Origin of the sequence: Streptococcus sp. oral taxon 056 str. F0418 (genome assembly GCF_000220065.1) — a bacterium.
In the GTDB taxonomy this organism is placed as follows: Bacteria; Bacillota; Bacilli; order Lactobacillales; family Streptococcaceae; genus Streptococcus.
Genome location: NZ_AFQU01000001.1, coordinates 1,456,199 through 1,480,379, shown reverse-complemented (window position 1 = coordinate 1,480,379; position 24,181 = coordinate 1,456,199). Strand labels below are relative to the sequence as shown.

General features: G+C 39.3%; 22 protein-coding genes and 2 pseudogenes. 8 read left to right on the top strand and 16 right to left on the bottom strand.

Features of this window, described 5'->3' with window-relative positions; genetic code table 11:
- Positions 1 to 224 precede the first annotated feature (224 nt).
- From gdhA to HMPREF9182_RS07440, 3 genes and pseudogenes are all read left to right on the top strand, one after another.
- Positions 225 to 1,571, top strand: a complete 1,347-nt coding sequence (gdhA, locus tag HMPREF9182_RS07450; RefSeq protein ID WP_009443958.1) for an NADP-specific glutamate dehydrogenase — start codon at positions 225 to 227, stop codon at positions 1,569 to 1,571.
- A gap of 31 nt (positions 1,572 to 1,602) precedes the next feature.
- A complete protein-coding gene (locus HMPREF9182_RS07445) occupies positions 1,603 to 2,088 on the top strand; it encodes a GNAT family N-acetyltransferase (RefSeq protein WP_009754990.1) in 486 nt (161 codons plus the stop codon).
- An 18-nt stretch (positions 2,089 to 2,106) separates the two neighbouring features.
- Positions 2,107 to 2,253: pseudogene (locus HMPREF9182_RS07440) on the top strand (NADP oxidoreductase); the annotation flags it as partial.
- 50 nt (positions 2,254 to 2,303) lie between these two features.
- Here HMPREF9182_RS07440 and HMPREF9182_RS07435 read toward each other — a convergent pair.
- Positions 2,304 to 2,672 (bottom strand): EXLDI protein, encoded by a 369-nt coding sequence (locus tag HMPREF9182_RS07435; protein WP_009754889.1) that lies wholly within the window; start codon positions 2,670 to 2,672, stop codon positions 2,304 to 2,306.
- A 62-nt stretch (positions 2,673 to 2,734) separates the two neighbouring features.
- Positions 2,735 to 3,637: a DUF2268 domain-containing protein gene (locus HMPREF9182_RS07430; RefSeq protein ID WP_009754882.1), complete on the bottom strand. Its 903-nt coding sequence runs from the start codon at positions 3,635 to 3,637 to the stop codon at positions 2,735 to 2,737.
- A gap of 759 nt (positions 3,638 to 4,396) precedes the next feature.
- On the opposite strand from HMPREF9182_RS07430, the gene sstT reads away from it, so the two are divergent.
- Positions 4,397 to 5,614: a serine/threonine transporter SstT gene (gene sstT, locus HMPREF9182_RS07425; protein ID WP_009754524.1), complete on the top strand. Its 1,218-nt coding sequence runs from the start codon at positions 4,397 to 4,399 to the stop codon at positions 5,612 to 5,614.
- Positions 5,615 to 5,690: 76 nt separating this feature from the next.
- On the opposite strand, the gene HMPREF9182_RS07420 is transcribed toward sstT, so the two are convergent.
- The 5 genes from HMPREF9182_RS07420 to HMPREF9182_RS07400 form a co-directional block, all read right to left on the bottom strand.
- Positions 5,691 to 6,302: a DUF4352 domain-containing protein gene (locus HMPREF9182_RS07420; RefSeq protein WP_009443422.1), complete on the bottom strand. Its 612-nt coding sequence runs from the start codon at positions 6,300 to 6,302 to the stop codon at positions 5,691 to 5,693.
- Between the two features lie 36 nt (positions 6,303 to 6,338).
- Positions 6,339 to 7,178: a mechanosensitive ion channel family protein gene (locus HMPREF9182_RS07415; protein ID WP_009754229.1), complete on the bottom strand. Its 840-nt coding sequence runs from the start codon at positions 7,176 to 7,178 to the stop codon at positions 6,339 to 6,341.
- 248 nt (positions 7,179 to 7,426) lie between these two features.
- Positions 7,427 to 8,866, bottom strand: coding sequence for an APC family permease (locus HMPREF9182_RS07410; protein WP_009754425.1), 1,440 nt, complete (start codon positions 8,864 to 8,866; stop codon positions 7,427 to 7,429).
- A gap of 254 nt (positions 8,867 to 9,120) precedes the next feature.
- Positions 9,121 to 9,528 carry a polyketide cyclase gene (locus HMPREF9182_RS07405; RefSeq protein WP_009443142.1) on the bottom strand — a complete coding sequence of 136 codons (408 nt, stop codon included), beginning with the start codon at positions 9,526 to 9,528 and terminating at the stop codon, positions 9,121 to 9,123.
- Between the two features lie 99 nt (positions 9,529 to 9,627).
- Complete coding sequence (locus HMPREF9182_RS07400; protein ID WP_009755075.1) at positions 9,628 to 10,374, bottom strand: LysR family transcriptional regulator; 747 nt, start codon at positions 10,372 to 10,374, stop codon at positions 9,628 to 9,630.
- 108 nt (positions 10,375 to 10,482) lie between these two features.
- Here HMPREF9182_RS07400 and HMPREF9182_RS07395 point away from each other — a divergent pair, with 108 nt between their 5' ends.
- On the top strand, positions 10,483 to 11,001 hold the full coding sequence (locus tag HMPREF9182_RS07395; RefSeq protein WP_009443933.1) for a DUF4865 family protein: 519 nt from the start codon (positions 10,483 to 10,485) through the stop codon (positions 10,999 to 11,001).
- 306 nt (positions 11,002 to 11,307) lie between these two features.
- Here the strand turns inward: HMPREF9182_RS07395 and trxA are convergent, their stop codons facing one another.
- The 6 genes from trxA to HMPREF9182_RS07365 all read right to left on the bottom strand — a co-directional run bounded on the left by trxA (position 11,308) and on the right by HMPREF9182_RS07365 (position 17,480).
- Positions 11,308 to 11,622: a thioredoxin gene (gene trxA / locus HMPREF9182_RS07390; protein WP_009443623.1), complete on the bottom strand. Its 315-nt coding sequence runs from the start codon at positions 11,620 to 11,622 to the stop codon at positions 11,308 to 11,310.
- Between the two features lie 283 nt (positions 11,623 to 11,905).
- Positions 11,906 to 12,691, bottom strand: coding sequence for a hypothetical protein (locus HMPREF9182_RS07385; RefSeq protein WP_009443828.1), 786 nt, complete (start codon positions 12,689 to 12,691; stop codon positions 11,906 to 11,908).
- A 50-nt stretch (positions 12,692 to 12,741) separates the two neighbouring features.
- Positions 12,742 to 14,160, bottom strand: a complete 1,419-nt coding sequence (locus tag HMPREF9182_RS07380; RefSeq protein ID WP_009754836.1) for a C69 family dipeptidase — start codon at positions 14,158 to 14,160, stop codon at positions 12,742 to 12,744.
- Positions 14,161 to 14,238: 78 nt separating this feature from the next.
- The gene (locus HMPREF9182_RS07375; RefSeq protein WP_009443270.1) at positions 14,239 to 16,572 is read right to left on the bottom strand and encodes an endonuclease MutS2; all 2,334 of its coding nucleotides are present in this window, start codon (positions 16,570 to 16,572) and stop codon (positions 14,239 to 14,241) included.
- A 54-nt stretch (positions 16,573 to 16,626) separates the two neighbouring features.
- The gene (locus HMPREF9182_RS07370) at positions 16,627 to 17,175 is read right to left on the bottom strand and encodes a CvpA family protein (RefSeq protein ID WP_037603091.1); all 549 of its coding nucleotides are present in this window, start codon (positions 17,173 to 17,175) and stop codon (positions 16,627 to 16,629) included.
- Positions 17,175 to 17,480, bottom strand: coding sequence for a hypothetical protein (locus HMPREF9182_RS07365; RefSeq protein ID WP_009443325.1), 306 nt, complete (start codon positions 17,478 to 17,480; stop codon positions 17,175 to 17,177). The genes HMPREF9182_RS07370 and HMPREF9182_RS07365 overlap by 1 nt, the downstream gene beginning before the upstream one ends.
- A 150-nt stretch (positions 17,481 to 17,630) precedes the next feature.
- Here HMPREF9182_RS07365 and rnhC point away from each other — a divergent pair.
- The 3 genes and pseudogenes from rnhC (at position 17,631) to recD2 (ending at position 21,571) form a co-directional block, all read left to right on the top strand.
- Positions 17,631 to 18,520, top strand: a pseudogene (gene rnhC / locus HMPREF9182_RS07360) (ribonuclease HIII).
- Between the two features lie 3 nt (positions 18,521 to 18,523).
- A complete protein-coding gene (gene lepB / locus HMPREF9182_RS07355) occupies positions 18,524 to 19,126 on the top strand; it encodes a signal peptidase I (protein ID WP_009443397.1) in 603 nt (200 codons plus the stop codon).
- A 75-nt stretch (positions 19,127 to 19,201) separates the two neighbouring features.
- Entirely contained in the window at positions 19,202 to 21,571 is a 2,370-nt protein-coding gene (recD2, locus tag HMPREF9182_RS07350) for an SF1B family DNA helicase RecD2 (protein WP_009754249.1), read from the top strand.
- Positions 21,572 to 21,657: 86 nt separating this feature from the next.
- Here the strand turns inward: recD2 and HMPREF9182_RS07345 are convergent, their stop codons facing one another.
- The 3 genes from HMPREF9182_RS07345 to dinB form a co-directional block, all read right to left on the bottom strand.
- Positions 21,658 to 22,302, bottom strand: coding sequence for a TetR/AcrR family transcriptional regulator (locus HMPREF9182_RS07345; protein WP_009754904.1), 645 nt, complete (start codon positions 22,300 to 22,302; stop codon positions 21,658 to 21,660).
- A 102-nt stretch (positions 22,303 to 22,404) separates the two neighbouring features.
- Positions 22,405 to 22,731: a hypothetical protein gene (locus HMPREF9182_RS07340; RefSeq protein ID WP_009443858.1), complete on the bottom strand. Its 327-nt coding sequence runs from the start codon at positions 22,729 to 22,731 to the stop codon at positions 22,405 to 22,407.
- Between the two features lie 183 nt (positions 22,732 to 22,914).
- Positions 22,915 to 23,991 carry a DNA polymerase IV gene (dinB, locus tag HMPREF9182_RS07335; RefSeq protein WP_009443636.1) on the bottom strand — a complete coding sequence of 359 codons (1,077 nt, stop codon included), beginning with the start codon at positions 23,989 to 23,991 and terminating at the stop codon, positions 22,915 to 22,917.
- Between the last annotated feature and the right edge of the window lie 190 nt (positions 23,992 to 24,181).

Genomic DNA, 24,181 nt, shown 5'->3' with positions numbered 1-24,181 from the left:
CCTTTTTGCGATGATAGTTCTGTGCATAAATCTGTTTTATTTATTATATCATTGGTGGACAATTTTGTAATTTTTAGACTCAAGATTTCATAAAAAAGTTCGGTATTTCAATCATGAATTTAATTATGGAAATTTTCTGAAAATTCGGCTTTTTTCTTTACAAGTATGAAAAACTCTGCTATAATTGACCCCGTAATAAAATAACCGATCAAAGGAGAACCATCATGACAACTGCTAAAGAATATATCCAAAGCACTTTCGAGACCGTAAAAGCCCGCAACGGACACGAGGCAGAATTCCTCCAAGCTGTTGAAGAGTTTCTCAATACTCTGGAGCCTGTTTTTGAAAAACACCCAGAATACATCGAAGAAAACATCCTAGCACGTATTACAGAGCCTGAGCGTATCATTTCTTTCCGTGTTCCTTGGGTAGACCGCGAAGGTAACGTACAAGTCAACCGCGGTTACCGTGTGCAATTTAACTCAGCAGTTGGTCCTTATAAAGGTGGACTTCGTTTCCACCCTACTGTAAATCAAGGGATCTTGAAATTCCTCGGATTTGAACAAATTTTTAAAAACGTCTTGACTGGCCTACCAATTGGTGGTGGTAAAGGTGGATCTGACTTTGATCCGAAAGGTAAGACCGATGCTGAAGTCATGCGCTTCTGCCAAAGCTTTATGACAGAATTGCAAAAACACATTGGACCATCACTTGATGTCCCAGCTGGTGATATCGGTGTCGGTGGACGTGAAATCGGCTACCTCTACGGCCAATACAAGCGTCTTCGTCAATTTGATGCAGGTGTCTTGACTGGTAAACCCCTTGGATTTGGCGGCAGCTTGATTCGCCCAGAAGCAACTGGTTACGGTTTGGTTTACTATACTGAAGAAATGCTTAAGGCTAACGGCCAAAGCTTTGCTGGCAAGAAAGTGGTTATTTCCGGTTCTGGTAACGTAGCTCAATACGCTCTTCAAAAAGCAACTGAGCTTGGTGCAACTGTTATCTCTGTATCTGACTCAAACGGCTATGTTATCGATGAAAACGGTATTGACTTTGACCTCTTGACAGATATTAAAAATAATCGCCGTGCCCGTTTGACAGAATATGCCGCTGAAAAAGCTACTGCTACCTACTACGAAGGTTCTGTATGGACTTATGCTGAGAAATATGACATCGCTCTGCCATGTGCGACACAAAATGAAATCAATGGCGAAGCTGCGAAACGCTTGGTAGCTCAGGGAGTTATCTGTGTATCTGAAGGTGCCAACATGCCGAGCGACCTAGATGCTATCGCAGTTTACAAAGAAAATGGTATCTACTATGGACCTGCCAAAGCAGCTAATGCTGGTGGTGTAGCTGTTTCAGCCCTTGAAATGAGTCAAAATAGCCTTCGTCTGTCATGGACTCGTGAAGAAGTTGACGGCCGTCTCAAAGACATCATGACCAATATCTTTAACACAGCTAAAACTACCGCTGAAACTTACGGACTTGGCAAAGACTACCTAGCTGGAGCAAATATCGCTGCCTTTGAAAATGTAGCCAATGCTATGATTGCGCAAGGATTAGTTTAATTAATCGGTACATCCTATCGGAGGACAAATCATGAACTTACGGCTCATGGAAATGAGAGACAATCCAGCTGTAGCGCAGCTCATTCGAGCTAGCCTAGAAGAATTTGGTCTTGACAAGCCAGGAACTGTCTACTTTGATCCTCATCTAGATCATTTGGCCGACTACTATCAACAGCAAGAGAGGGCAGCTTACTTTGTTTTGGAAGATGAAGGACAGCTCGTTGGCTGTGGTGGCTTTGCACCTGTGTCTGATAAGATTGCTGAACTACAAAAACTGTATGTCACTAAAAACAGTCGTGGCAAAGGTTATTCCAGTCGGCTGATAAAACGGATATTCCAGGAAGCCCGTCTAGCAGGTTATGAACAGCTTTATCTAGAAACCACTACTGAACTGGCTACGGCCGTAGCTGTCTATCAACACTATGGTTTTACATCATTGAACCAACCACTTTCTAACGCTGCCGGTCACCCAGCTATGAATATCTGGATGATAAAATCCCTCTTATCAGATGAATAGATGCCAGTATACTCTGCCCGTCTCAAGGACATCATGACCAACATCCTCAACACAGCTAAAACTACCACTGAAACTTACGGACTTAGCAAAGACTATCTGGCTGATTCTACTATCGCCACTTGCAAAAACCTAGCCAAGGCTAGGATTGCGCAAGGTATTGTTTAAGCACAATTAAACTAGAATAAATCCGACTGCTTATAAAAGCAGTCGGATTTTTATATATCTAATTTTTCAAAAAATTTGCCTGCTACCTGCTTTTCTTTTAGCTTCTCCAGCAGCTCATTCTCCAGAAAAGGACTTAGTTCGTCAAAACCTTGGCAAACTTTAAAGACAGTTTCTCTGTCCAACTGTCCATAAGTTAGTTTGTAATAGTCCTTATTATGATGCCAGTTCTGGTCATAATTAACATCTGTTCGCTGATAGTAAACGATGTTTTGCTTCGGTGTCAGGTAAAGCTTCTGTGTGAGAATGCTTTTCTGATCTTTGGACAGTTTGCTGCGACTGAAAATCTTAACCCCTTGAAAAATCTTACGCTCATGGATACCTTGCTTTGTGACTTTTAATTCGATCCTTTTATAGTGCATATAGCCACCTCCAGAAATTACCTACATTATATCAAGTTTTGACAGATTTTCAAGCAAAAGTGTCATTGCCAAAAGTCTTTCGTCGCCTCTAGAATCTCTTCTGTCGGTGTTACTGTCGCTTCAATAATGCTCTTGCCAGTATTTTTCAGATAGGCTTGTATCAAATGATAGCCATAAGCATAGCCCGCAGCATAAGGCATACCGACTGGTATTTGGCCTTGGATCTCAGCGATTTCATCACCGTAGAGATAAGGAGCCACTTCCGCCATCCCTGTTAGCTGAAGCTGACTTGAGATGATGGGCTTAATCTCCTCTAATTGCTCTGGACTGGTTGAAGTGACCCAAGGTCCAATGAGCTCTTTACCATAGAGCTCAGCAGCGAAAGACTCTGCCAATCCTTCACTGACTACCCAGTCTGCTAGTGTCGTCTGCTGGTTCCATTTGATAAATTGAAAACGGATATTGTGATTGCACTCGTGGGCTAACGCAGCCTGCACACGTGGCAAAGTATAGTCATTTGGTAGCAGACTAAGCATGAGGTAGCCTGGAATTCCTCCATCTCCGCTGTAACCCTTATTGAGCTGGAGCATGGGCTTTTCTGGATTGCCCAATAAAATAGTAAAATGGTAATCCTCAACCTCTAAGTCATAGCCAGCCTGCTCGAAAAGACCAATACTCCTCTTGATGGTATCCTGGCAGTCTTGCCAGAGTTGATCAGAACTCAGAGCGTCGATCGCCGGTCTATCCTTTTCTGAGAGAGTTGCAGGAAGTTGATTCATAAAGCCAAGTAGAAATAGAGCATCAAATCCTCCAGGATACTTTGCTTTTAAAGGAATGTGTTGTGTTTGATATTTTGTTGCAAAAGGTGCTAAAATCTTAGCCCGGAAACAGCCCTCCCTTTTATCAAATGGAAGTTCAAGCAACTCCTGATAAACTTTATCAGAGCGAATAATATTAATTTGCATAGTGATCTCCTTTTCTAGTTTCCACTAGTATACACCCTCCCCTAGGGTTAGAGTCAAGAAAAAGATCTAAAACTTTCGTCTCAAATTTTCTTTATCTATGAAATCAGGTGTTTTCATTTACGAATCTGGGGGCTAAAATTAGTAAAGAGAGACACAGTGTTGATAGGAGTCCATTTTCATAAAGGCCAGCTAGCTTTTCTAATGACCCATTTTTGCTACTCTTGCTCAGATAAACTAGCTAGCCATGTAGATTGCTAAGGCCACTTTCTACAACCTCGTGCCCTGCTCATCCAGCCTCAGTATTCTCTAGTGCGACCGCAGAAAGATAGATAGATGTCGCCGAGATCCTTCCATTTATATTCTAGAGCTAGGCTTTCTTTCAGTAAAATCACCCCGTTCAGCTGATGAGACAAGCTCCCAGACGGCGTCTTGTATCTCGCACATATTTCAGCTCCTTTGGTATAACCACAAAATCTGCCAAGCGTTTAATCGGTCTCTTATCAATCGTCTCGGTGCATTCCTGATGACTATGCTATTCTAGTCTCCATATCCCGCCCCTTGCTCCGTTATAGCCTTTTTATAAAAAAGAAGTGTACAATCTCTTGTTGCTTTCAATTCCTTTCTATCGTATAATAAACAAATACTCTATTTTTATACTTATCATATACTGACGTTGATTAATACTTTAATCCCAAGCTCCGATAATCTTATAATAATCAATGGCTTTTCAAATTTTTTTGTCTATAGAAAGGAATTTCCATGCTTCGTCGAATCATTCTAACTTGGAAAAAAACCAACCTAATCAAGCGAATTTCACTTGGAATTTTCTGTGGTGCTTTACTAGCAATCCTTTTCCCAAAAGCATCTGCTTTTGGACTCTTGGGAGAGATTTTCGTAGGTGGACTGAAGGCCATTGCACCTCTCTTGGTTTTTTCTTTGGTATCAAACGCCTTATCTCAGCAGAAAAAAGGACAACAGAGCAATATGAGAACGGTTATTGTTCTTTATCTGTTAGGCACTTTTGCTGCGGCTATCGTTGCCGTTTTAGCCAGTTTTATCTTTCCAATTAGCATTGATTTAACCGAAACAAAGCAAACCATTGCATCTCCAGATGGTATTGGACAGGTCCTTAGTAATCTTCTGCTAAAGCTTGTTGATAACCCAATCAATGCCCTCGTTTCAGCAAATTATATTGGGGTATTATCTTGGGCAGTTATCTTTGGAATGGCTATGCGTGAGGCCAGTCAACACAGCAAAGAACTCTTACAAACTCTGGCAGATATTACCTCTAAGATTGTCGAATGGATTATTAATCTTGCTCCTTTTGGTATCTTGGGTTTAGTCTATACGACAATTTCTAGTAGAGGACTTCAGGCTCTACAAAACTATGGTCTACTTCTCTTACTTCTAATAGCAACCATGCTGTTTGTAGCATTAATTATCAATCCACTGATTGCTTTTATTATGTTACGAAGAAATCCTTATCCTTTGGTTTGGCGTTGTCTTAGAGTCAGTGGAGTTACAGCATTCTTCACGCGCAGCTCTGCCGCTAATATCCCCGTCAACATGAAGCTTTGTCAAGATTTGAAGCTAAATCCTGAAACTTACTCAGTCTCCATCCCTTTAGGAGCCACCATCAATATGGCTGGCGCTGCTGTAACTATCAATACATTAACCCTTGCTGCTGTTCATACTTTAGGTATACAAGTAGACTTTGGTACAGCCTTTGTTTTAAGTGTTGTTGCAGCTATTTCTGCATGTGGTGCTTCCGGAGTGGCTGGTGGTTCTCTCTTATTAATCCCAGTTGCTTGTAGTCTTTTTGGTATCTCTAATGATATAGCCATGCAAGTCGTCAGCGTTGGCTTTGTCATCGGGGTCATCCAAGATTCCTGTGAAACTGCCCTTAATTCCTCTACTGATGTGCTCTTTACAGCAGTGGCTGAGATGAAAAATTGGTCCAGAGACAAGCACATATAAAAAAGCCCAAGTGCACTTTTTTACGAGAGTGTCTTGGGATTTTTTATTTATTTTAGTAGAATCCTATCCATGCGCGTTATTTTTTCAACTTGCCATTGGACCATTTTGTCTGTTCATAGGCTACTATATAGGATCGCTTATCACCTCTTTCACCGTCAAAAACGAGGTCAAACTGAACTTCCTTTCCTGGTGCTAGATTTGTTCCGATCTGATTATTATCAAAGGTTGAGTCATCTAAGATATAGAGCCCCTCTTTTTCATCGTATAAATCAAAGTCATAAGGGCTCACTAAAAGGCTGCGATTAGAGGTGTTTTTTATTTGCACGGATACGACCACTGCTACACCAGTTGCATCATCACTCATTTTTCTATCAGTATCAACTCTAGCGGACTGAACGACGATTTTAGCTCCATTACGAAAGAAAGCTGCTTCTCCAAAATACTGATTTGAATGTTCATTTTTATAATCATAAGAACGATACATGCCATCCGTCCTGCCATTAAGCTGCATTCCTTCTTCGGTCTGACTGAGATAAAGCACCGACAAGCCTACTACAACTATAGATAAAACGAAAACTAAACCAAGGCTGACGATCGTCGTCCAAAATAAAGGTTGTTTGTAAAGAGGGAGTTTGATTTGATAGAGAATGCCATCATTCGTGATTTGACGGGGGGAATGCTGTTTCATAATTTCTCCTCTGTCTGAAGGACTAGCTTTAAGATATTAATTTGGCAGGTCAATGCCTTCCTTTAGCAAAGCTTCATGATAAAGTCGGTAAAAGGAATGGTAGATTTTAGTTTGGCTACCACTTTGAACCATCATACTAACTCGAAACACAAACTGACTATTTTCTTCTAATTGAGGTCCCAAAATATCAGGTGCCTGTAAAATTTCAGGATAATCTTTAAGGGACGCTTGGTTGACTTGTTCAATCACACGAGCAATAACATCCAAATCTGTTTGCGCATTAATCGGAATATCAATCAAAACCCGCATATCTCCACGCGAGAGATTGCTAACAACCATAATATTACGATTAGGAATATAGTGGAGTGAGCCATCTGCATCTCGCACCTGAGTTGTTCGAATCCCGACACTGACCACTGTTCCAGCTATATTGATTGGGCCATTGGTCAAGCGTACGCTATCACCCACATCTAGCTGTCGTTCTAGAAGGATGAAAAAACCATTGACCAGATCCGATAGAAATCCTTGCGCTCCCATACCAATAGCTACACCAGCAATCCCTGCACCAGCCAATAGACTTGACACTGGAAGACCTAAAATAGATAAAATCCAATAAATCAAGAGAAAGTATAAGGTATAATTAAGAACATTTTCTATCAAGCGGCTAATAGTCTTTTGACGAGCAAGATCACTACTAGACAGTTTCAGCGAAGGGGATATGACTTTTCTGACAAATACATGAAGAAGTTGTTTGGCAACATAAAATAAAATAATTAAGAAAAATAACGAAATAAATTTAGAAAAAATCTCGTCCAAGATAGCAACCCAATCAAACTGTTTAAAGTAGCGTGAAAAAATGTTACTCGCAAAATACATATCTTACCTCATCAGTTTATTTATTCTACACGTAGTCTATTATAACACAAAGCCACTCCTTAAAAAAGAGAGTGGGACAGAAATCGGTAATTCGTTAGAATTCGATTTCGTCGTCCCACCTCCGCACAGTTGAGTAGGGCTGTAAAAGCTGATGAAACCAGCGTAGTAGAGCCCACTCAACCACTGCGTCTTGCTCGACAATCCAAAGACAATTGAGAGGCTAGGACTTTTGTCCCAGCCTCCTTTATTTATTTCTTTTCTCTACGAGCTGCCCACGGTAAAATCAGCCCAAGTCCCAAAAGTGCAATCGGTGTAATAATATTTGTTGCCAGCGTAAACCACCATTCTGTCGGATGTTTGGCTAGCTCAACCTGAGGTGACATTCCTAAAATACAAGCAAAAGCAGTGAAGGCAAAGCCCCATGCACCTACCCAGAAGCCTATTTTAGGATTCTTAATAAATTTATATTCTGCATTTTTGAAACGGTCCCAATGCCTGTATAAAAGCATGAAGGCTAAGAATACCCACAAAAAGCACATTGGAGAAACTATTGCATTCAGATTAGTCATCCAAACAACCAAAGTATCAATTTCCTTCAATCCAAAAAGTGGTAGAACAATGATGATGCCAACCAAAACACCTGTCAGGATATACCCATTTAGCAACATCCCTGATTTGGTCCGCTTGCGTAGCCAGTTTGGAATAAAGTCTTTATCTGCACTACCCAAAAAGATTTGAAGAGGGGCATCAATACAAATTGCAAGAGTAGCAGATTGATTGATACATTGCGTAATAGCATAAATTGTCACTAGGATATTCCCAATTCCCCAATGTTTTCCTAAAACAGCTAGCGCTTGATAAGCACCATTTCGCATCAGGTCATTCGGAATGTGATTGCTATCAAAAATCATGGCCATTGCAAACGAACCTAAAATGGCACAAGAGCCAATCATGACTACCATCGCAATCATGCCTTTTGGAAATCCTTTGGCTGGGTTCTTTACCTTATTAACATAAGGTGAGATGGCTTCTGCTCCGCCCACCGAAAATACTAACAGAGCAATCGTTGTAAAATACGAAAAGTCAAACTTAGGAATATAAGTAGACAAACGATCCATATGTTGCGTAGCCAACTGTAAATCAGGCTTGATAAAAGGAACACCGATCGCAAGTAAAATAAAGAGGACAGACATGACTAGCATAGCCCCTCCAGCCAGTGTTCCTAAAAATTTCAAGGCCTTTAATCCTTTGGTCGAGATATAAAGTAATATTAAAAATGTGATCAAAGAAAGCAGAACAATTACAGGCATGGACAGATTATCTAAGATTTTCCCGTTCCCTTGAAAAACCCAACCTAAGGCAATTAGAATCGTTTGAGGCTTTTGAGCTAGATAAGGAATCTGCACAACCCAGTAGGTCCAAGCGGCAAAGAAAGCCAAGCGCTTGGTCGAGGTAAATTTAATCCAGTCACTTACACCTCCCTCGCTATCCTTAAAAGTTGAACCTAATTGTCCGACCATTAGGGTGTAAGGAATGAAATAAATAATCAGTAGTAAAATCCACGAGGTAATCACTACGATTCCTTGTTGCGCAAAATTATTGACAACATTCCCCAGCCCCCAGACAATATTAAAGGCTATGAGAGCAATCATAAGCCAACTTAACTGTTTAGAATCCTTTTCTTCCATAACGATTTTCCTCCTTCTAATCGTCAAAAAAGCTACAAGGCCTCCCACTAAAAACAAGAATCCACTAATTTATTAGTATATTCCCCCATTATTATAACACTTTAAATTTTAAAATAAAGCGTTTTCAAAATTTTGTTATCTTTTCTATTCTTCATTAAAAAATAGCATAAAAGCAATAAAGCATCCGCATCTCTTGCTAGGTCCTTCTCGATATTTAGAAAAATAAAAGAATTCCCTAGCTAACCAGAGAATTCTTATTTTTCCAAACAATTTTTTAAAATAAAAATCGATTGAGGAACATCTGAGAAAACTTGGCTTAAAAATCCCAAATGTTGCTGATCTTTGCTATCTAAAGCTACGGTGTGCTTAACATTTACAGTGCCATCATTGTTCTCGATGATCTGATGACCAAAAAGGATATCTCCAAACGGAGTCGCTGTTTTATCCCAAAATTCCTCAAAGGGCTTGACAAGTGTCAGCTGATATTCCATTGGGGGCATTCCTTCGAGTTCCATTATCCCACAAGATCCTGTCTTAAATCCACCATTTAATGTAATATTTTTTAAATCTTCTTCCCAGTCATACCACTTTTCAATATTTTCATAGTAGGCCCATACATCTTCTTTTGATGCTTTTATGGTTAAACTAAAACTAAATTCCATTCCAAAACCTCCTTCATAATATGTACACTTATTATAAATATATTTACGAAATTTGTCAAATGGTTTTCCACTCTAGCATTAGCATTTCTTCTAAATGGGCTACCTGCTTTGGTTCCTCTTTTCATACTGATAAAATGGGATAAGAACGATCTTTTGATCGTATGGCTTGATTTTCGCTCTCTTATTTAACCATTTCGGCAATAGTGCGATTCCTTTCCCGTTTTCAACTAAGCCGATAATGTTCTCAAAAGAATCAATTTCTACAACTGATTTTAAATGTGCAAACTTCATTAAGCTTTGTTTTCTAAAAGGGCAATTTTTATCTTTATTAACGAATATAGGCATTTCCTCACTAGCCTTTATATTGCTCGAACAAGCATAAACCGACTCGATATGTCCGATAGTCTCATCATAATGCCTTAAATTTTCAATTTTTTGAAAGCAAAAAATTTTATCAAAGTCTTCCTGATGAGCAATGATTGGTATATCCGAAGTTTTTTGGATATTAATCTCACTTTTATCCAAATCAATTGTTTGTGAATTATTAATATCGTGATTGAATAATAATTCTGAAATTAAGATGGATATTTTCGAGGTTTCACATTTCTTTTTTAATTTCTCTAAATTGTTAGAAGTTTCCTTACAAAATTGATAAAATAAGTCTCCACTTTCTGTCGGAACTAAACCATTATATTTTCTGTAAAATAATTTTGTATCTAATTCAGTTTCAAGCACTTTCAATCTAGCGCTGAGATTAGATTGCGCATATTGTAAGATCTTTGAACTTTTGTTTATTGACCTTGTCTCATAGATTGTCACAAAAATGCTCATATCATTAAAATTCATTTAAACCACCCTATCACTTTTTATGATAATTATATCATTTTTAAGTATTATTCAACATGATATAAATCATTTATACTATCAATAGTTCATTAGAAAAGGGGTACTGCTATGCAAGCAATGCAATATACTATAAAATTACCATCAGATTATGATATGGATATCATTAGACAACGTGTCCGAAATACAGGTCATTTAATGGATGGATTCGACGATTTGTTTTTCAAAGTTTATTTAATCTCTGAAAAATCTGAAGGCCAATTATTTAACAGTTACTGTCCGCTATATATTTGGAAAAATACCAACGGAATGACAAAATTCATATTTGATGGTTACTTTGATCATATTTTAAATTCGTTTGGCTGGCAAAATATTGAAATCGGAATAACTTCATCAGTCGAAATATCTGATCATTTTGACTCAAGTAAATATGCTACATTAGAAGTCATTGATATAGAAGCGTCTGAAAGTTTAAAATCCTTTACCATTCACGAGCAAATGCAAAACAACGAAAGTGGCAAAGCCGTTATTTTCAATCCTGATAAATGGAAAAAATGTATCTTTACTTTTTATACCAATAAACCCGATACACAACTACCAACATTTGAAATTTTGCACATTTCACAATAAGCGCTTATGATAAGTTATGGGAAACGCCTGAGCAAACACTTCTTCAATGCTATTTTGCACACTATGAGAGTGTACTTGCTCTTCTGTATAACCTTTACTGTCATCAGCTAAATGAAAGAGAGTGGGACAAAAATCGGTAATTCGTTAGAATTCGATTTCGCCGTCCCACCTCCGCACAATTGAGTAGGGCTGTAAAAGCTGATGAAATCAGCGTAGTAGAGCCCACTCAACCACTGCGTCTTGCTCGACAATCCAAAGACAATTGAGAGGCTAGGACTTTTGTCCCAGCCTCTTTTAGCTATGATATTAACTCAATTCAGCGATAATAGCCTTAAGCTGGTCTTTTGTGTGAACACCTGCGACTTGCTTAATAACTTGACCATCTTTTTTGAACAGAAGAGTCGGAATGGACATAATGCCAAATTCACGGGCAGTATTTGGATTTTCATCCACATCCATTTTAAGGATTTTTAGTTCGTCCTCATGGACTTCTCCTGCCAACTGCTCCAAGATAGGCGCCTGCATACGACATGGGCCACACCAAGTTGCCCAAAAGTCAATCAGAACCAATCCGTCTTTTGTTTCTTCTGCGAATGTTGCATCTGTAACTGCTGCTACCATAAATCTTCTCCTTTAATAGCTTACTTTTGATAACATTTTACACCAAAAACAAGAGAAAGAAAAATATTTGCTACGGTTACTACATATAGATTGAAATTCCTGTTTATATCTTATTCCACCCTATTTCCTTTTTTACAAAATTTGTTATTTTCTATAAAACTTTTCCACACTCCTTTTTCTTTAGTAGACTGTAAAGAAGCATATTCAAATTTATATATTGTGGAAACTTTTCCAACTTCACTTTTTCCAAAGATTGTAGATTTCAAAACCACAATCAGCAAAATTATAAACAAAAATAAAAAAATGATACTACCCCTAAAAAATTACTTCTCTCAACACCAATTATATCTTTGCATATAACTCGAACAACTAAAGCATCAATAACTGAGATAAGTATAGAATACAGTATAGGAGTTTTTCTATCACTATTTCCACTTCCAACTACAAGTTCTGGAAGAAGTAGAAGGCTAACAATAGAAACAAGTAAGCAGTATGATAGAAAAAGGATTGACGTTATCAGATATTCATCCTTTGTATTAGACCATTGTTGAAATAGAAAATAGCCTAATAAAAATTGAAGCAACAACATAGAGTACTGTAAAAAATAGAGCCAAAGTTGCGAACTACTAATTGATGAGGTATCTTTCTCTATTTTCACATCTAATAGTCTCTTTGACACTTGTATACGATGTGCTAATTCTTCTAAATCCTCAGGCTCAACGCTCCCTTCCTTTATTTTCTTACCAATATCATCTATTTTAAACCAAATATAACCATCATCTCTTACCCATTGGTATAATCCAAATGTTTTAATCCTTCGTCCATAAGGGTTTATCCTTTGAGAAATTTTAAATAAGAGTTTCTTGATCTTCTCAGAACTTTCTGGACTAAGTTCTGCAATTTCTTCAGCATAGACTATTAGTTTTTTAAAATCCTCTTGCTTATTTTCGTAGACATATTTTCTGTATACTTCTTTTTTCTTTTGAAAGTATGCATATATTCCTGAAATTAGGGCTGTAAAAACTGTAATAATAGCAGGAGTTAATAATTGTTTAAATAGTTCTTCCATAGTAAGCCTTTCCCCCTAAAACAACATTATACTTTAACAACCATTGCCTATTAGTCACTCAGTGAGAAGTGGTTGGTCATGAGATTGCTGGCATCCAAGAGTACTTTCTCCAAGAGCTGGTCTGTCGCTTCTTGCACCTTGTCGCTCATAGCTTGATTTTCAGCTTCAAAGTCAACAGCCTCGCCCTTAGCCAGAGCTCGGTCTATCCGACCAATCATTTCATGACCCCAGGCCATAGTCTTTTCCTGATAATCATCCAAGTCTCCGACATGACTGCTAAAATGAGCATCAGCCAACCCAGCAATCAGTCGATTGGCCCAGTAGAAAGAATCCGTCGAAACCTTGTCCGTCGTATTGGCAAAGTAATCTGGTGTAGTTGAGACCTGAGTAAAGAAAGGAACAGCCGTATTGTAAGGCATGGAGCCATAGGATAGCCACTGGATACCTGTCGTTTCCTGCGGTTGGTTAGGGCGCAGCTGCAAGATGGCTGTCTGACTGGTCCGATTGATCCCGATAGTCCGAAATGCCCGTCTACTATGGTGGTCCCCTTCTGCTCCATAAGGATCATAAGGCGAATCCTGATAGTGGCTGCTCAGGACATACTTGACATCTTCTATCGTGATCTTGCGGTAAGGCTTGCGGCACCATGGAATAAAGAAACTCCTTGGATCTTGCTCCACTTCTGGATTGAGAAAACGCTGGATATCCCAAGCTCGCGGTGTATTGTAATGGCGGTCCTTATCCTTCTGACTGCCAAAAGCATAGCGAGGATTAAAACCCTCATCCGAATAATTCAGATTGAGATGGTTTTCCTCGATAAAGTTTTTAAGATTTGGATGACAGAGGAAGTGTTCTGGATTGTCAAATTCAAAATAATCACTGCCCAGCTGATTGGGATTGGTCACATAGGCATCATCTGGCACCCGACGCGCCATCCAATGGTGGCCACCAATGGTTTCTAGCCACCAGATCTCATTGACATCTGAGATAGCAATCCCATTGGACTCATAAGTGCCGTACTCCTCTAGGATTTTCCCTAAGCGTAGAACCCCTTCACGAGCGGTCTTGATATAGGGAAGAACCAGCGTAAGGATATCCTCTTCGCTAATACCTAACTCGACTAACGGATCAGCTCCCAGCACACGACTATTGGTCGTAATCGTCTCCGTTGCGCTAACAGCAACATTGTAGCTGTTAATCCCAGCAGCTCCCCAAATCCCGTCTTTGGGAACTGCGTCAGGCACTGCCGTATAGCGGACTGGATCATCTGGTAAATCCATCTCAAAAGACGTCAAAACAGACTGATAATGGCGGGGCTGGTCTTGTGGTTCTACTACGACAAATTTCTTGGCTGTAAAGACCCCATTTTGTGAATCTTCTGTACGAGCCACAATGGTTGAGCCGTCATAACTGGCCTTCTTGCCTACCAAAATAGTCGTGCAGGAATCTGATAAATGATTAAATTTCATAGATTCTTCCTCCAATCTATTATACGCCTACATTATAGCACAAAAAATGGCTAACTAAGCCATTTTTCTTTATTCATCCTACTTAAAGATCACAATCGTTGCACCGCTACCACCAGCATTTTGTGGTGCATAGCCGAAGGACTTAACGTGCTTGTTGCGGCTGAGATATTTTGTCACTCCTTCACGGATAACACCTGTCCCTATACCGTGGATAATATCCACCTGAGCCATGTTATTAAGAAGAGCCTGATCGATAAATTCATCTAGCTCTTTCATAGCTTCTTCGTAACGCTTACCTCGCAAATCTAGTCTAGCTCTTGGTCCAGCAGAATTAGCACGCTTGACCACATTGACCTGCTTGCGCTTAGGTTGCTGTTCCTTTTCAGCCTTGAGGAGATTAAATTCCTGCTCCTCTAAAGTCATCTTGATGAGACCAACCTGAGCTTCCCAGCGTCCATCTTTGAGTTGCTTGACCAAGGTTCCCCGTTGGCCATAGCTAGTGACTTGAATATCATCTCCCACCTTGGGCGCCCGATTTTTCTTGGCCTGCTTGAGTACCTTGTTTTTTGATAAATCAACTACTTCTGGTGCCAATTTTTTAAGCTGAGCTTTGGCCTCAATGACCTCATGCGGTTTGAGGCTGGACTTATCATGGAGATTTTTGAGAATGCTCTCACTCTCTGACAAAGCCAAATCAACGATTTCCTGGGCTTCCAAGCGCGCCTTATTGAGCTCAGTCTCTTTCTCCCTATTAAACTCATTGTATAGTTTTTTGAGGGCTCGGTTAAATTTGAGATTTTCCTGCTCTACCTCGCGGATATTGTCCAAGCGCTTGCGGCTTTCCAGCGTTTGCTCCTCTAAGCGCTCAATGATCTGATTGACATCACTGTCTGTGTCGGTCTGCTCTTGGGCATGACCAACGATAACTTCCGACAAGCCCAAACGCCGAGCGATTTCAAAGGCATTGGAGCGTCCAGGTACGCCCTGCATAAAGCGATAGGTCGGACGCAAACTATCTGTATCAAATTCCATGCTGGCATTTTCCACCCAGTCCGTCTCAATCCCATAGGCTTTGAGCTCAGGATAGTGAGTCGTCGCCATGGTTTTAATCTGTCGCAGTCTTAAATCTTCCAAGATAGCAATAGCCAGAGCTGCACCCTCTTGCGGGTCAGTCCCAGCTCCTAGTTCATCTAGTAAAACTAGACTGTCGCTATCGACCTGCTCTAAAATAGAGACGATATTAGTCATGTGACTGGAGAATGTCGATAGACTCTGCTCAATCGACTGCTCATCCCCAATATCTGCAAAAATCTGACTAAATATCCCGACACAACTCCCCTTGTCCGCCAGAATCGGAAGACCTGACTGAGCCATGATTTGAGCCAGCCCCAAGGTCTTCAGCATGATGGTCTTACCACCAGTATTAGGACCGGTAATGACAATTTCTGTCAAATTCGAGCCAAAATGTAGATCATTAGCCACGGCATTTTCAATTAGGGGATGGCGAGCCTGTAGCAGCTGAATGTCCTGTGTATCAGACAGTGACGGTACTACTGCACCTCGTTCTCTCATAAAGGTCAATTTAGCCAAAATGAAATCCAGATGACCGATAATCCAAGCATTGTTGGCGATTTCAGCTGCATGCGGACGAATCATAGCAGATAGTTCTTGCAAGATGCGTAAGAGTTCATAGCGCTCGTCCGCCTTGTAGTTAGAAATTTCCTCATTAAGGTTAACCACTGCCCTTGGTTCGATATAAATGGTCGTTCCACTAGCAGAAATGTCATGTACCACTCCCGGAATCCTATTGCGGTAGGTATTCTTGACAGGTAGCACATTACGACCGTTCCGACTAGCAATAACCTGATCTGCCAACATTTCTGCTTTATTCTTAAGGATGTCTTGCAGGAGTTCACGAACCTTGTTTTCATTCTCCTGGATTTTTCGACGAATATGTCCTAGTTCCTCGCTGGCAAAGTTTTCTATAAAACCACCATCATTAACAGCTTGAAAACTCCCTTGAATCGCTGGAAAAACTTCCAAATTCTCAAAAACACGATTCAATTCTTGTAGTCTAATGTTTTCCAAATCTGTATAAAAAGTCGCTAGATCCTGCGAAACTTGCAATATTCGCTTCAAAATAAGCAGCTCTTCAATATTCAGGTCGCCTTCCAACTCTAAGCGTTTCGTAATAGCTGCGACATCTCTTGTTGAGCCTATAGAAAAATGAGGGCTTTCAATTAAAATTTGCTCCATATCTACTATTTCTAAAAAAGCTTTTTCAATCGTTTCTTTTTTACTGAGAGGCAGTAGATTTTGCAACTCTAATTTTCCCTGTTCAGTTTGCAAATGAACAGCAAACAACTCTTTAATCTTGTTAAATTCTAAGGTTTCTAAAATTTTTGTATTCATATCTTATCTATCCTAGTGAAAAAGAACCCAGCTAGCAGGCCAACTGAGTCGTTTCTATCCGATTACCTTCGTCACCCAAAGATTTTTTAAGATGCCAGAAGTAATCGGGGTATGGTTAATAATAAAGCTTGCTAAACCACTGTGATTTAGATGATTTTGTACAAAGGCTAGTGGCACTGTTGCAAAAATCGTCAAAAACATTTCGATGACAAATAAGGAAACCAAAACAGACATCACTCCGCTTGCTATATTGTACCAGCGTGAATCTGTATTACCTTTTGGAACCAAGTGAATGAAAATACCGACAAAACGTGCAACCGCATAAACAATCGCATAGACAATAAAGAATGCAAGACCCGCATAGAACACTTTATCTAGATGGAAGAGCTGATTGCTTGGGAAATAATAGTTGGTAGCTCCTTCTGTTGCACTCGCATAGGGCACCCATAGACTCAAAAATTTGGCTAGACCTTGATAGGACTGACTAGCAATGATGCCCGCAATCAAAGAAGCAAGCAAGTAGTAACCTTGAAGAACAATCCCTCTCGTGTAGCCAATATAAAAACTCCATGCCAAAACTAATAAAATCAGTATTGAAATAATCATAAGGGTCCCTCTGTTTGCAAGGATTTTTCTTTTAAGTCCGTCAAAGCTTTACGGCGCAATTCTTCTAATTCTCTTTCTTTATCATCAAACTCAATCTCGCGACTCAGCTGAGTGGATAGACTATTAATTGCCAGCAGAATCGCCAATGTTTCATCATCTGCTTGAGGCATTCTTTCCTTAATTGCTTGGTATTTTTCTGTTGCAACCTTTTCGACTTCTTCCATAAATAAATTATCAAATCCTGTTGTCAAAGTCATGGTCTTATTTCCAAATGTAAATTTATATCGATTCAAATTTGCCATAAAATCACCTCAGTGTATTATACCAAATATCAAGCTTTTTGTCAGATTGGGGCTCATCAAATTGCGATTCTAATCCAAAAATATGTTTCCTCTAAAATATTCATTGACTCTTTTTTCAATTTTGCACCTTTTTATGTTACAATAGAAGGCATGGGACAGTTTAGCTTAACTCCAAGCGAGCAAGAAATAAAAGCATTTGTAAAAGCACACCAAAATCAGCTCACCCCTAGTAAAAATCCTTATGTTCGCTTTTTTTCCGTTTGGATCAGGCGACGGCGAGCATTTATACTTCCGGAAAAGTTCTCTTACAAGGGGAGAAAGCAGCTACTTATGCAAAGTTTTTTAAAGAGGCCGAAAATGTCGTAGAAAATGAGGAACAAATGGCCTACTCTTCTATGATTGGGACAGACGAAGTTGGAAATGGTTCTTACTTTGGTGGCCTCGCAGTTGTTGCTTCTTTTGTCACGAAAGAGCAAGAAGATTTTCTGAGAAGCCTAGGCGTAGGAGACTCCAAAACATTGACGGACCAAAAAATTCGTCAACTAGCACCTCTCTTAAAAGAAAAAGTGGCGCATCAAGCCTTGCTCTTATCCCCTAAAAAATACAATGAAGTGATTGATTCGGGATATAACGCTGTCTCCGTCAAAGTAGCACTCCATAATCAAGCCATTTATCTTCTGCTTGAAAAAGGGGTTCAGCCGGATCGCATCATCATTGATGCCTTCACTTCGACTAAAAACTATCAACGATATGTCGCACAAGAACGCAATCAGGTCAGTCAAGTCATCCATTTGGAAGAAAAGGCTGAAAATAAGTACCTGGCTGTAGCAGTCAGCTCCATCATTGCTCGTGACCTTTTTCTAGAGAATCTAGAAAATCTCAGCCAAGAGCTTGGTTATATCCTACCTAGTGGAGCTGGAGAAAAAAGTGACCAGGTAGCTTGTCAAATCCTGAAAACTTATGGCTTAGCAGGGCTTGATACCTGTGCTAAACTACATTTCAAAAATACTGAAAAAGCCAGAAAATTACTAGAAAGGTAAATTATGCGAAGCTTTAAAAAATTTATGTTTGAATGGGGATTTTTTATCCTCTTTATGGCAGCTCTTCTACTCTCTCGCCTCTTTCTATGGTCTCCCTTCTTAGTAAGTGGTCATTCTATGGATCCAACCTTGGCTAATGGCGAATATCTCCTTGAAATACGCTATCTGCCTATTGACCGCTTTGATATTGTTGTTGCAAAAGAAACAGACGAAAACGGTCAAGAAAAACGCATTGTGAAGCGAGTTATTGGGATGCCAGGGGATACCATTAAATATGAAAATGATCAGCTCTATATCAATGGTAAAAAAACTGATGAACCCTATCTAAAAGAATATATCGCTAAGTTTAAAAAAGACAAGCTTCAGTCAACTTACTCTTACAGAAAACTATTCCAACAAATTGCATCACAAGCTGACTCCTTCACCCAGGACGCATTAGGACGCTCAACATTTACTGTTGAAGTTCCTGAAGGACACTATTTCTTACTAGGTGATGATCGCCTAGTCTCAAGAGATAGTCGTGATGTTGGTACTTTCAAAGCAAGTCAAATCGAGGGGGAAGCAAAATTACGCTTCTGGCCACTTAATAAGATTGGATTGTTCTAATTAGAAATTTATAAAGCAAGGGCAGGACAGCATTTTTATTGGCTTGTCTGCTCTTTTTTGTATAGGATGAGAGAGATGGAATTCTATTTTTCAGGTACAATTGAACGGATTATTTTCGAAAATCCCAGCAACTTCTTTCGTATTTTGCTACTAGATATTGATGATACGGATGCAGAATTTGATAATTTTGAAATCATCGTAACAGGAACCATGGCTGACATCATGGAAGGACAAGACTATACATTTTGGGGAACCATTGTACAGCATCCTAAATATGGTGAGCAACTAAAAGTCACGCGCTACGAAAGAGCTAAACCAACTAGCAAAGGTTTAGTCAAATATTTCGCTAGCGATCATTTTAAAGGCATCGGTATGAAAACGGCCCAAAAGATCGTGGATCTCTATGGCGACAATACTATCGATGAAATTTTGGCTGACCCCAGTCGTTTGACTACTATTAACGGACTATCTGCAGCGAATCGCGAAGCATTTGTCAGCAAACTCCATCTCAATTATGGCACAGAAATGATGCTTGCTAAACTAGCTGAATATGGCATTCCTAACAAGCTTGCGCTTCAAATTCAAGATACTTACAAAGAAGAAACATTAGAAATTATTCAACAATATCCTTACCGGCTTGTAGAAGATATTCAAGGTATTGGCTTTAAAATTGCTGACCAATTAGCTCAGCAACTCGGTATTGAAAGCGATGCTCCAGAACGTTTTCGTGCAGGGCTTGTCCACACCCTTTTTCAGCAATCCATGGAGACAGGTGACACTTACCTGGAGGCTCGCGATTTATTGGCATACACTATTGACCTTCTTGAAAAAGCCCGCCAGGTTGAAATTGACCCAGCCAAGGTTGCTGACGAATTAGCCCATTTGATAGAAGAAGATAAAGTTCAAAATGTTGATACAAAAATCTTTGAGAACAGCCTTTATTTTGCCGAGGAAGGTATTCGAAGTAATCTTGTACGTATTTTAGAAAAAGGTAAACAGGAAAGTTTTGAAATTTCTAAAATCGAGAAAATCATCGCTCAGGTCGAACAAGATTTTAAAATCAAATACGATCAAATACAGAAAAAAGCCATTTGCGACGCCATTAACCATAAAGTATTTATCTTAACAGGTGGTCCAGGTACTGGTAAAACGACTGTTATTAACGGGATTATTGCTACTTATGCTGCCTTACACCAACTAGATTTAAAGAAAAAACAAGAACTACCAATCCTACTTGCCGCTCCAACTGGACGCGCTGCCCGACGTATGAATGAACTAACAGGGCTCCCTAGTGCTACGATTCATCGCCACCTTGGGATGACTGGAGACGATGACATTAGCCATCTTGATGATTATCTAGATGCCGATTTCATCATTGTAGATGAGTTTTCGATGGTCGATACCTGGCTAGCCAATCAGCTTCTCAGTAACATCTCCTCCAATAGCAAAATCCTAATAGTCGGTGATGCAGACCAACTTCCTTCTGTCAGTCCTGGGCAAGTTTTAGCAGATTTCCTACAAATTCCCATACTGCCGCAGACCAAGCTAACAAAAATTTATCGCCAAAGCGAAGACTCAACGATCGTCACTCTAGCCAGTCAAATCCAACAAGGAGTCTTACCTGCTGACTTTACAGAAAAAAAGGCAGACCGTTCTTATTTTGAGGCGCCTAGCGAATACATTCCTGATATGATTAAAAAAATTGTGGCAGCCGCCATCCGCAGTGGCATTGCTGCCCAAGATGTCCAGGTTTTAGCTCCTATGTACAGAGGACCTGCAGGAATCGATCACATTAACCAGCTCATGCAGGACTTAATCAATCCAGCAGAAAATGATCAATTAATCTTTGAAGCACCAGACTGCCAATATCGACAAGGAGATAAGGTCATCCACCTGGTCAACGACGCTGAAAATAATGTCTTTAATGGCGATTTAGGTTACATAACGGATCTATTACCTGCAAAATATACTGACTCTAAGCAAGATGAACTGACCATTAACTTTGATGGAAACGAGATCATCTATCCGCGCAGTGAATGGTATAAAATTCGCCTAGCCTATGCTATGAGTATTCATAAATCACAAGGAAGCGAGTTTCCTGTTGTACTTCTGCCAATTACCAGAAGTAGCTATCGTATGTTGCAACGCAATCTCATCTACACAGCTATTACACGTGCTAAGAGTAAGCTCATTCTTCTAGGGGAACTAACGGCTTTCGACTATGCAGCAAAAAATACAGGAACAGCTCGTAAAACATATCTTATTCATCGTTTTGATGATCTTGTGGAAAATAACATTTCCGAAACTGCTAATACTAATAATTTAACCGATAAAGAGCAGTTTAACGAACCTGAAAACTTTATTCTAACCACAGACAACTATCTAGAAATAGATCCTATGATTGGGCTGAGAGAAGAAGATATTTCGGAATTTTTTAAAAAATAATAGCTAAAATCTAACATAATCTACTCGATTGTTCCAAGTGGATGACACCAATCTCTAAAAAGTAGGTTAGGACATCTAGTCCTAACCTACTTTTTCTTTACTATTTGGCGATGTAAGATTTGCTTGATTAGCGTCTCATCAAAAATATCCAAACCGATTGATTCAAGCATAAATTGCAGAAAATAAATCCGATCGGCTATTCTTTCAGTTGAATTCTCAAACATACTGCCTTCTAACCAGAAATTTGTCAAAAGTAAAATAGCCTCAGCCACCTCATCTGGAAACTGAATATGCTGGATAGAGCTATCATTCATCCCTTTCTTAATAATGTCCGCAATAAGAGGTGTACCGATGCGAAGATTATAGCGCATCATTGTCAACATAAATTCAGCGTCAAAAGACTCTTCATCGAGCATATTCCGATATGCCCCCTGACTTTCTAAACTAAACTGAAAAATAGCCTTCAGTTGCTCTTTTCCTGTCAGGTGTTCCGTAGTCTTCAGCCAGTTCGTCAAATCATCTTCCATAAGTTGATAGCGCTGTTTCAAGACTGCAAAGATAATATCGCTCTTTGATTGAAAATGGTGATAAATAGCTCCTTTTGAAATCCCGGCTGTTTGAGCTATATCTTGCATGCTGGTTTTTTCATAACCTTTTTGAACAAAAAGATGAGAAGCTGTTACCAAAATCTTGTCAATCATTGCTTGAGATTTGTCTTTCCTCGTTACCATTACTATCCTTTCATCTTTCTTTGCTTTCATTTATTTTATCAAAAAAATAAGAAAAGACAATGGTATCACCTTACCATCGACATATCAGCGAAATCACTCAAGCTATTTATTCTTCTTTTTCTCTTCCAAGCGCTTGGTATGATAAAAGTTAGAAAGAAGCGACACACCTCCTACTGCCATCACTCCCAGCCCACGCCAAGGACTAAAAAGAGTTGTAACAAGTCCGCCAGCAAGCACCACATAGCCTACCTTCATTCCCCACTTGGTATAGCGAAGCGCATTCTCCCCCTGAGTTAATTGATAGACTTGTTTCTTCTGAATGTCTCTTTGTCGTCTAATAAAAGCTTTTTGTTTTTCTAGTTGTTGATTTGTATTTTTGTTTAAATTAACAATATGTTCATTTGTTCTTTCTAATACTGATTTTTTCATTTTGATCCTCTCTTTTTAAAAACCTACCGGTCGGTTTTTATTTATTGCTAGTATAGCAGACAAAATTTCCTTTGTCTAGCATTTAGTAAAAATAAAGTAAAATGAAATCATTTAAGGCTTACAATCTAAGATTTTGCTTCTTCTTTCATTTCTTTAGACTCCCGAAAGGCTTTCTGATATTACTCAATATTTTTCATCAAAACCTGTGACGGTTACCCCCAATAGACGGATACCGCGACGTGACTGTTCTTCTAGACTATCGAAAATTTCATGTGCTATTCGCTCAATTTGCTCTGCTTCTTTTACTGCCTGTGGCAAGCTTCTGCGTTTGGTTAATGTCTTAAAATCCTCATAGCGAACTTTCAAAACGACTGTTCGCCCTGATTTTTGGTGTTTCTCTAAACTCTGAGCAACTTTTTGAGCCAAAAGAGCGAGCTCTTTTTTGATATCTTCCTCACGATAGAGATGCTTGGCATAGGTGCGTTCCTTACCGATAGACTTTCGTATACGATTAGACTTGACTGGACTATTGCTGATTCCACGTGCTTTTCGGAAAAGATCAAAGCCAAAGCGACCAAATTTGTCAATTAAGACCATCTCAGGTATTTCAAGTAAATCTGCTCCTGTAAAGATTCCCATTTGATGGAGTTTTTCTACAGTTTTTTTCCCCACTCCGTGAAATTTAGCAATGTCTAAAGGCGCTAAAAACTGCTGCGCCTCCTCCGGTAAAATAACCGTCAAACCATGTGGTTTTTCATAATCACTAGCAATTTTAGCCAAAAATTTATTGTAAGAAACACCTGCTGAAGCTGTTAAGCGCAGTTCATTCCAGATATCGTGTTGAATAAGTTTTGCAACCTTAACCGCTGATTTCAGCCCCAATTTATTTTCCGTCACATCCAAATAAGCCTCATCAATACTCATTGGCTCAATCTTATCTGTATAGCGTTTGAAGATTTCTCGAATTTGACGTCCTACTTCTTGATATTTCTCATAATTACCTGAAATAAAAACTGCTTGTGGACAACGCTCATAGGCTTCTTTAGTACTCATAGCCGAATGAACTCCGAACTTTCTAGCTTCATAACTACATGTAGAAACAACGCCTCGCCCCCCATTTAAACGTGGATCATGACCAATGATTACAGGCCTCCCCTGAAGCTTAGGATTGTCTCTAATCTCAACTGCAGCAAAAAAAGCATCCATATCTATATGAATGATCTTTCTGGATGTATCATTCATTAAAGGGAAAATCAACATCTTGTCTGCCTCTTTTTTATTTTCTCATACTATTATATCGTTTTTCTCCTCTTTACCCAACTATTAGAAAATGCCAACTCAAACGATATAGTACACATCATACAAAATAAAAAACTGTATTATAAAAGAAAAGCTCGTGAATACCTGAAAAACCTTTGTGTAAACGGTTACTATATGCTATACTTTATCT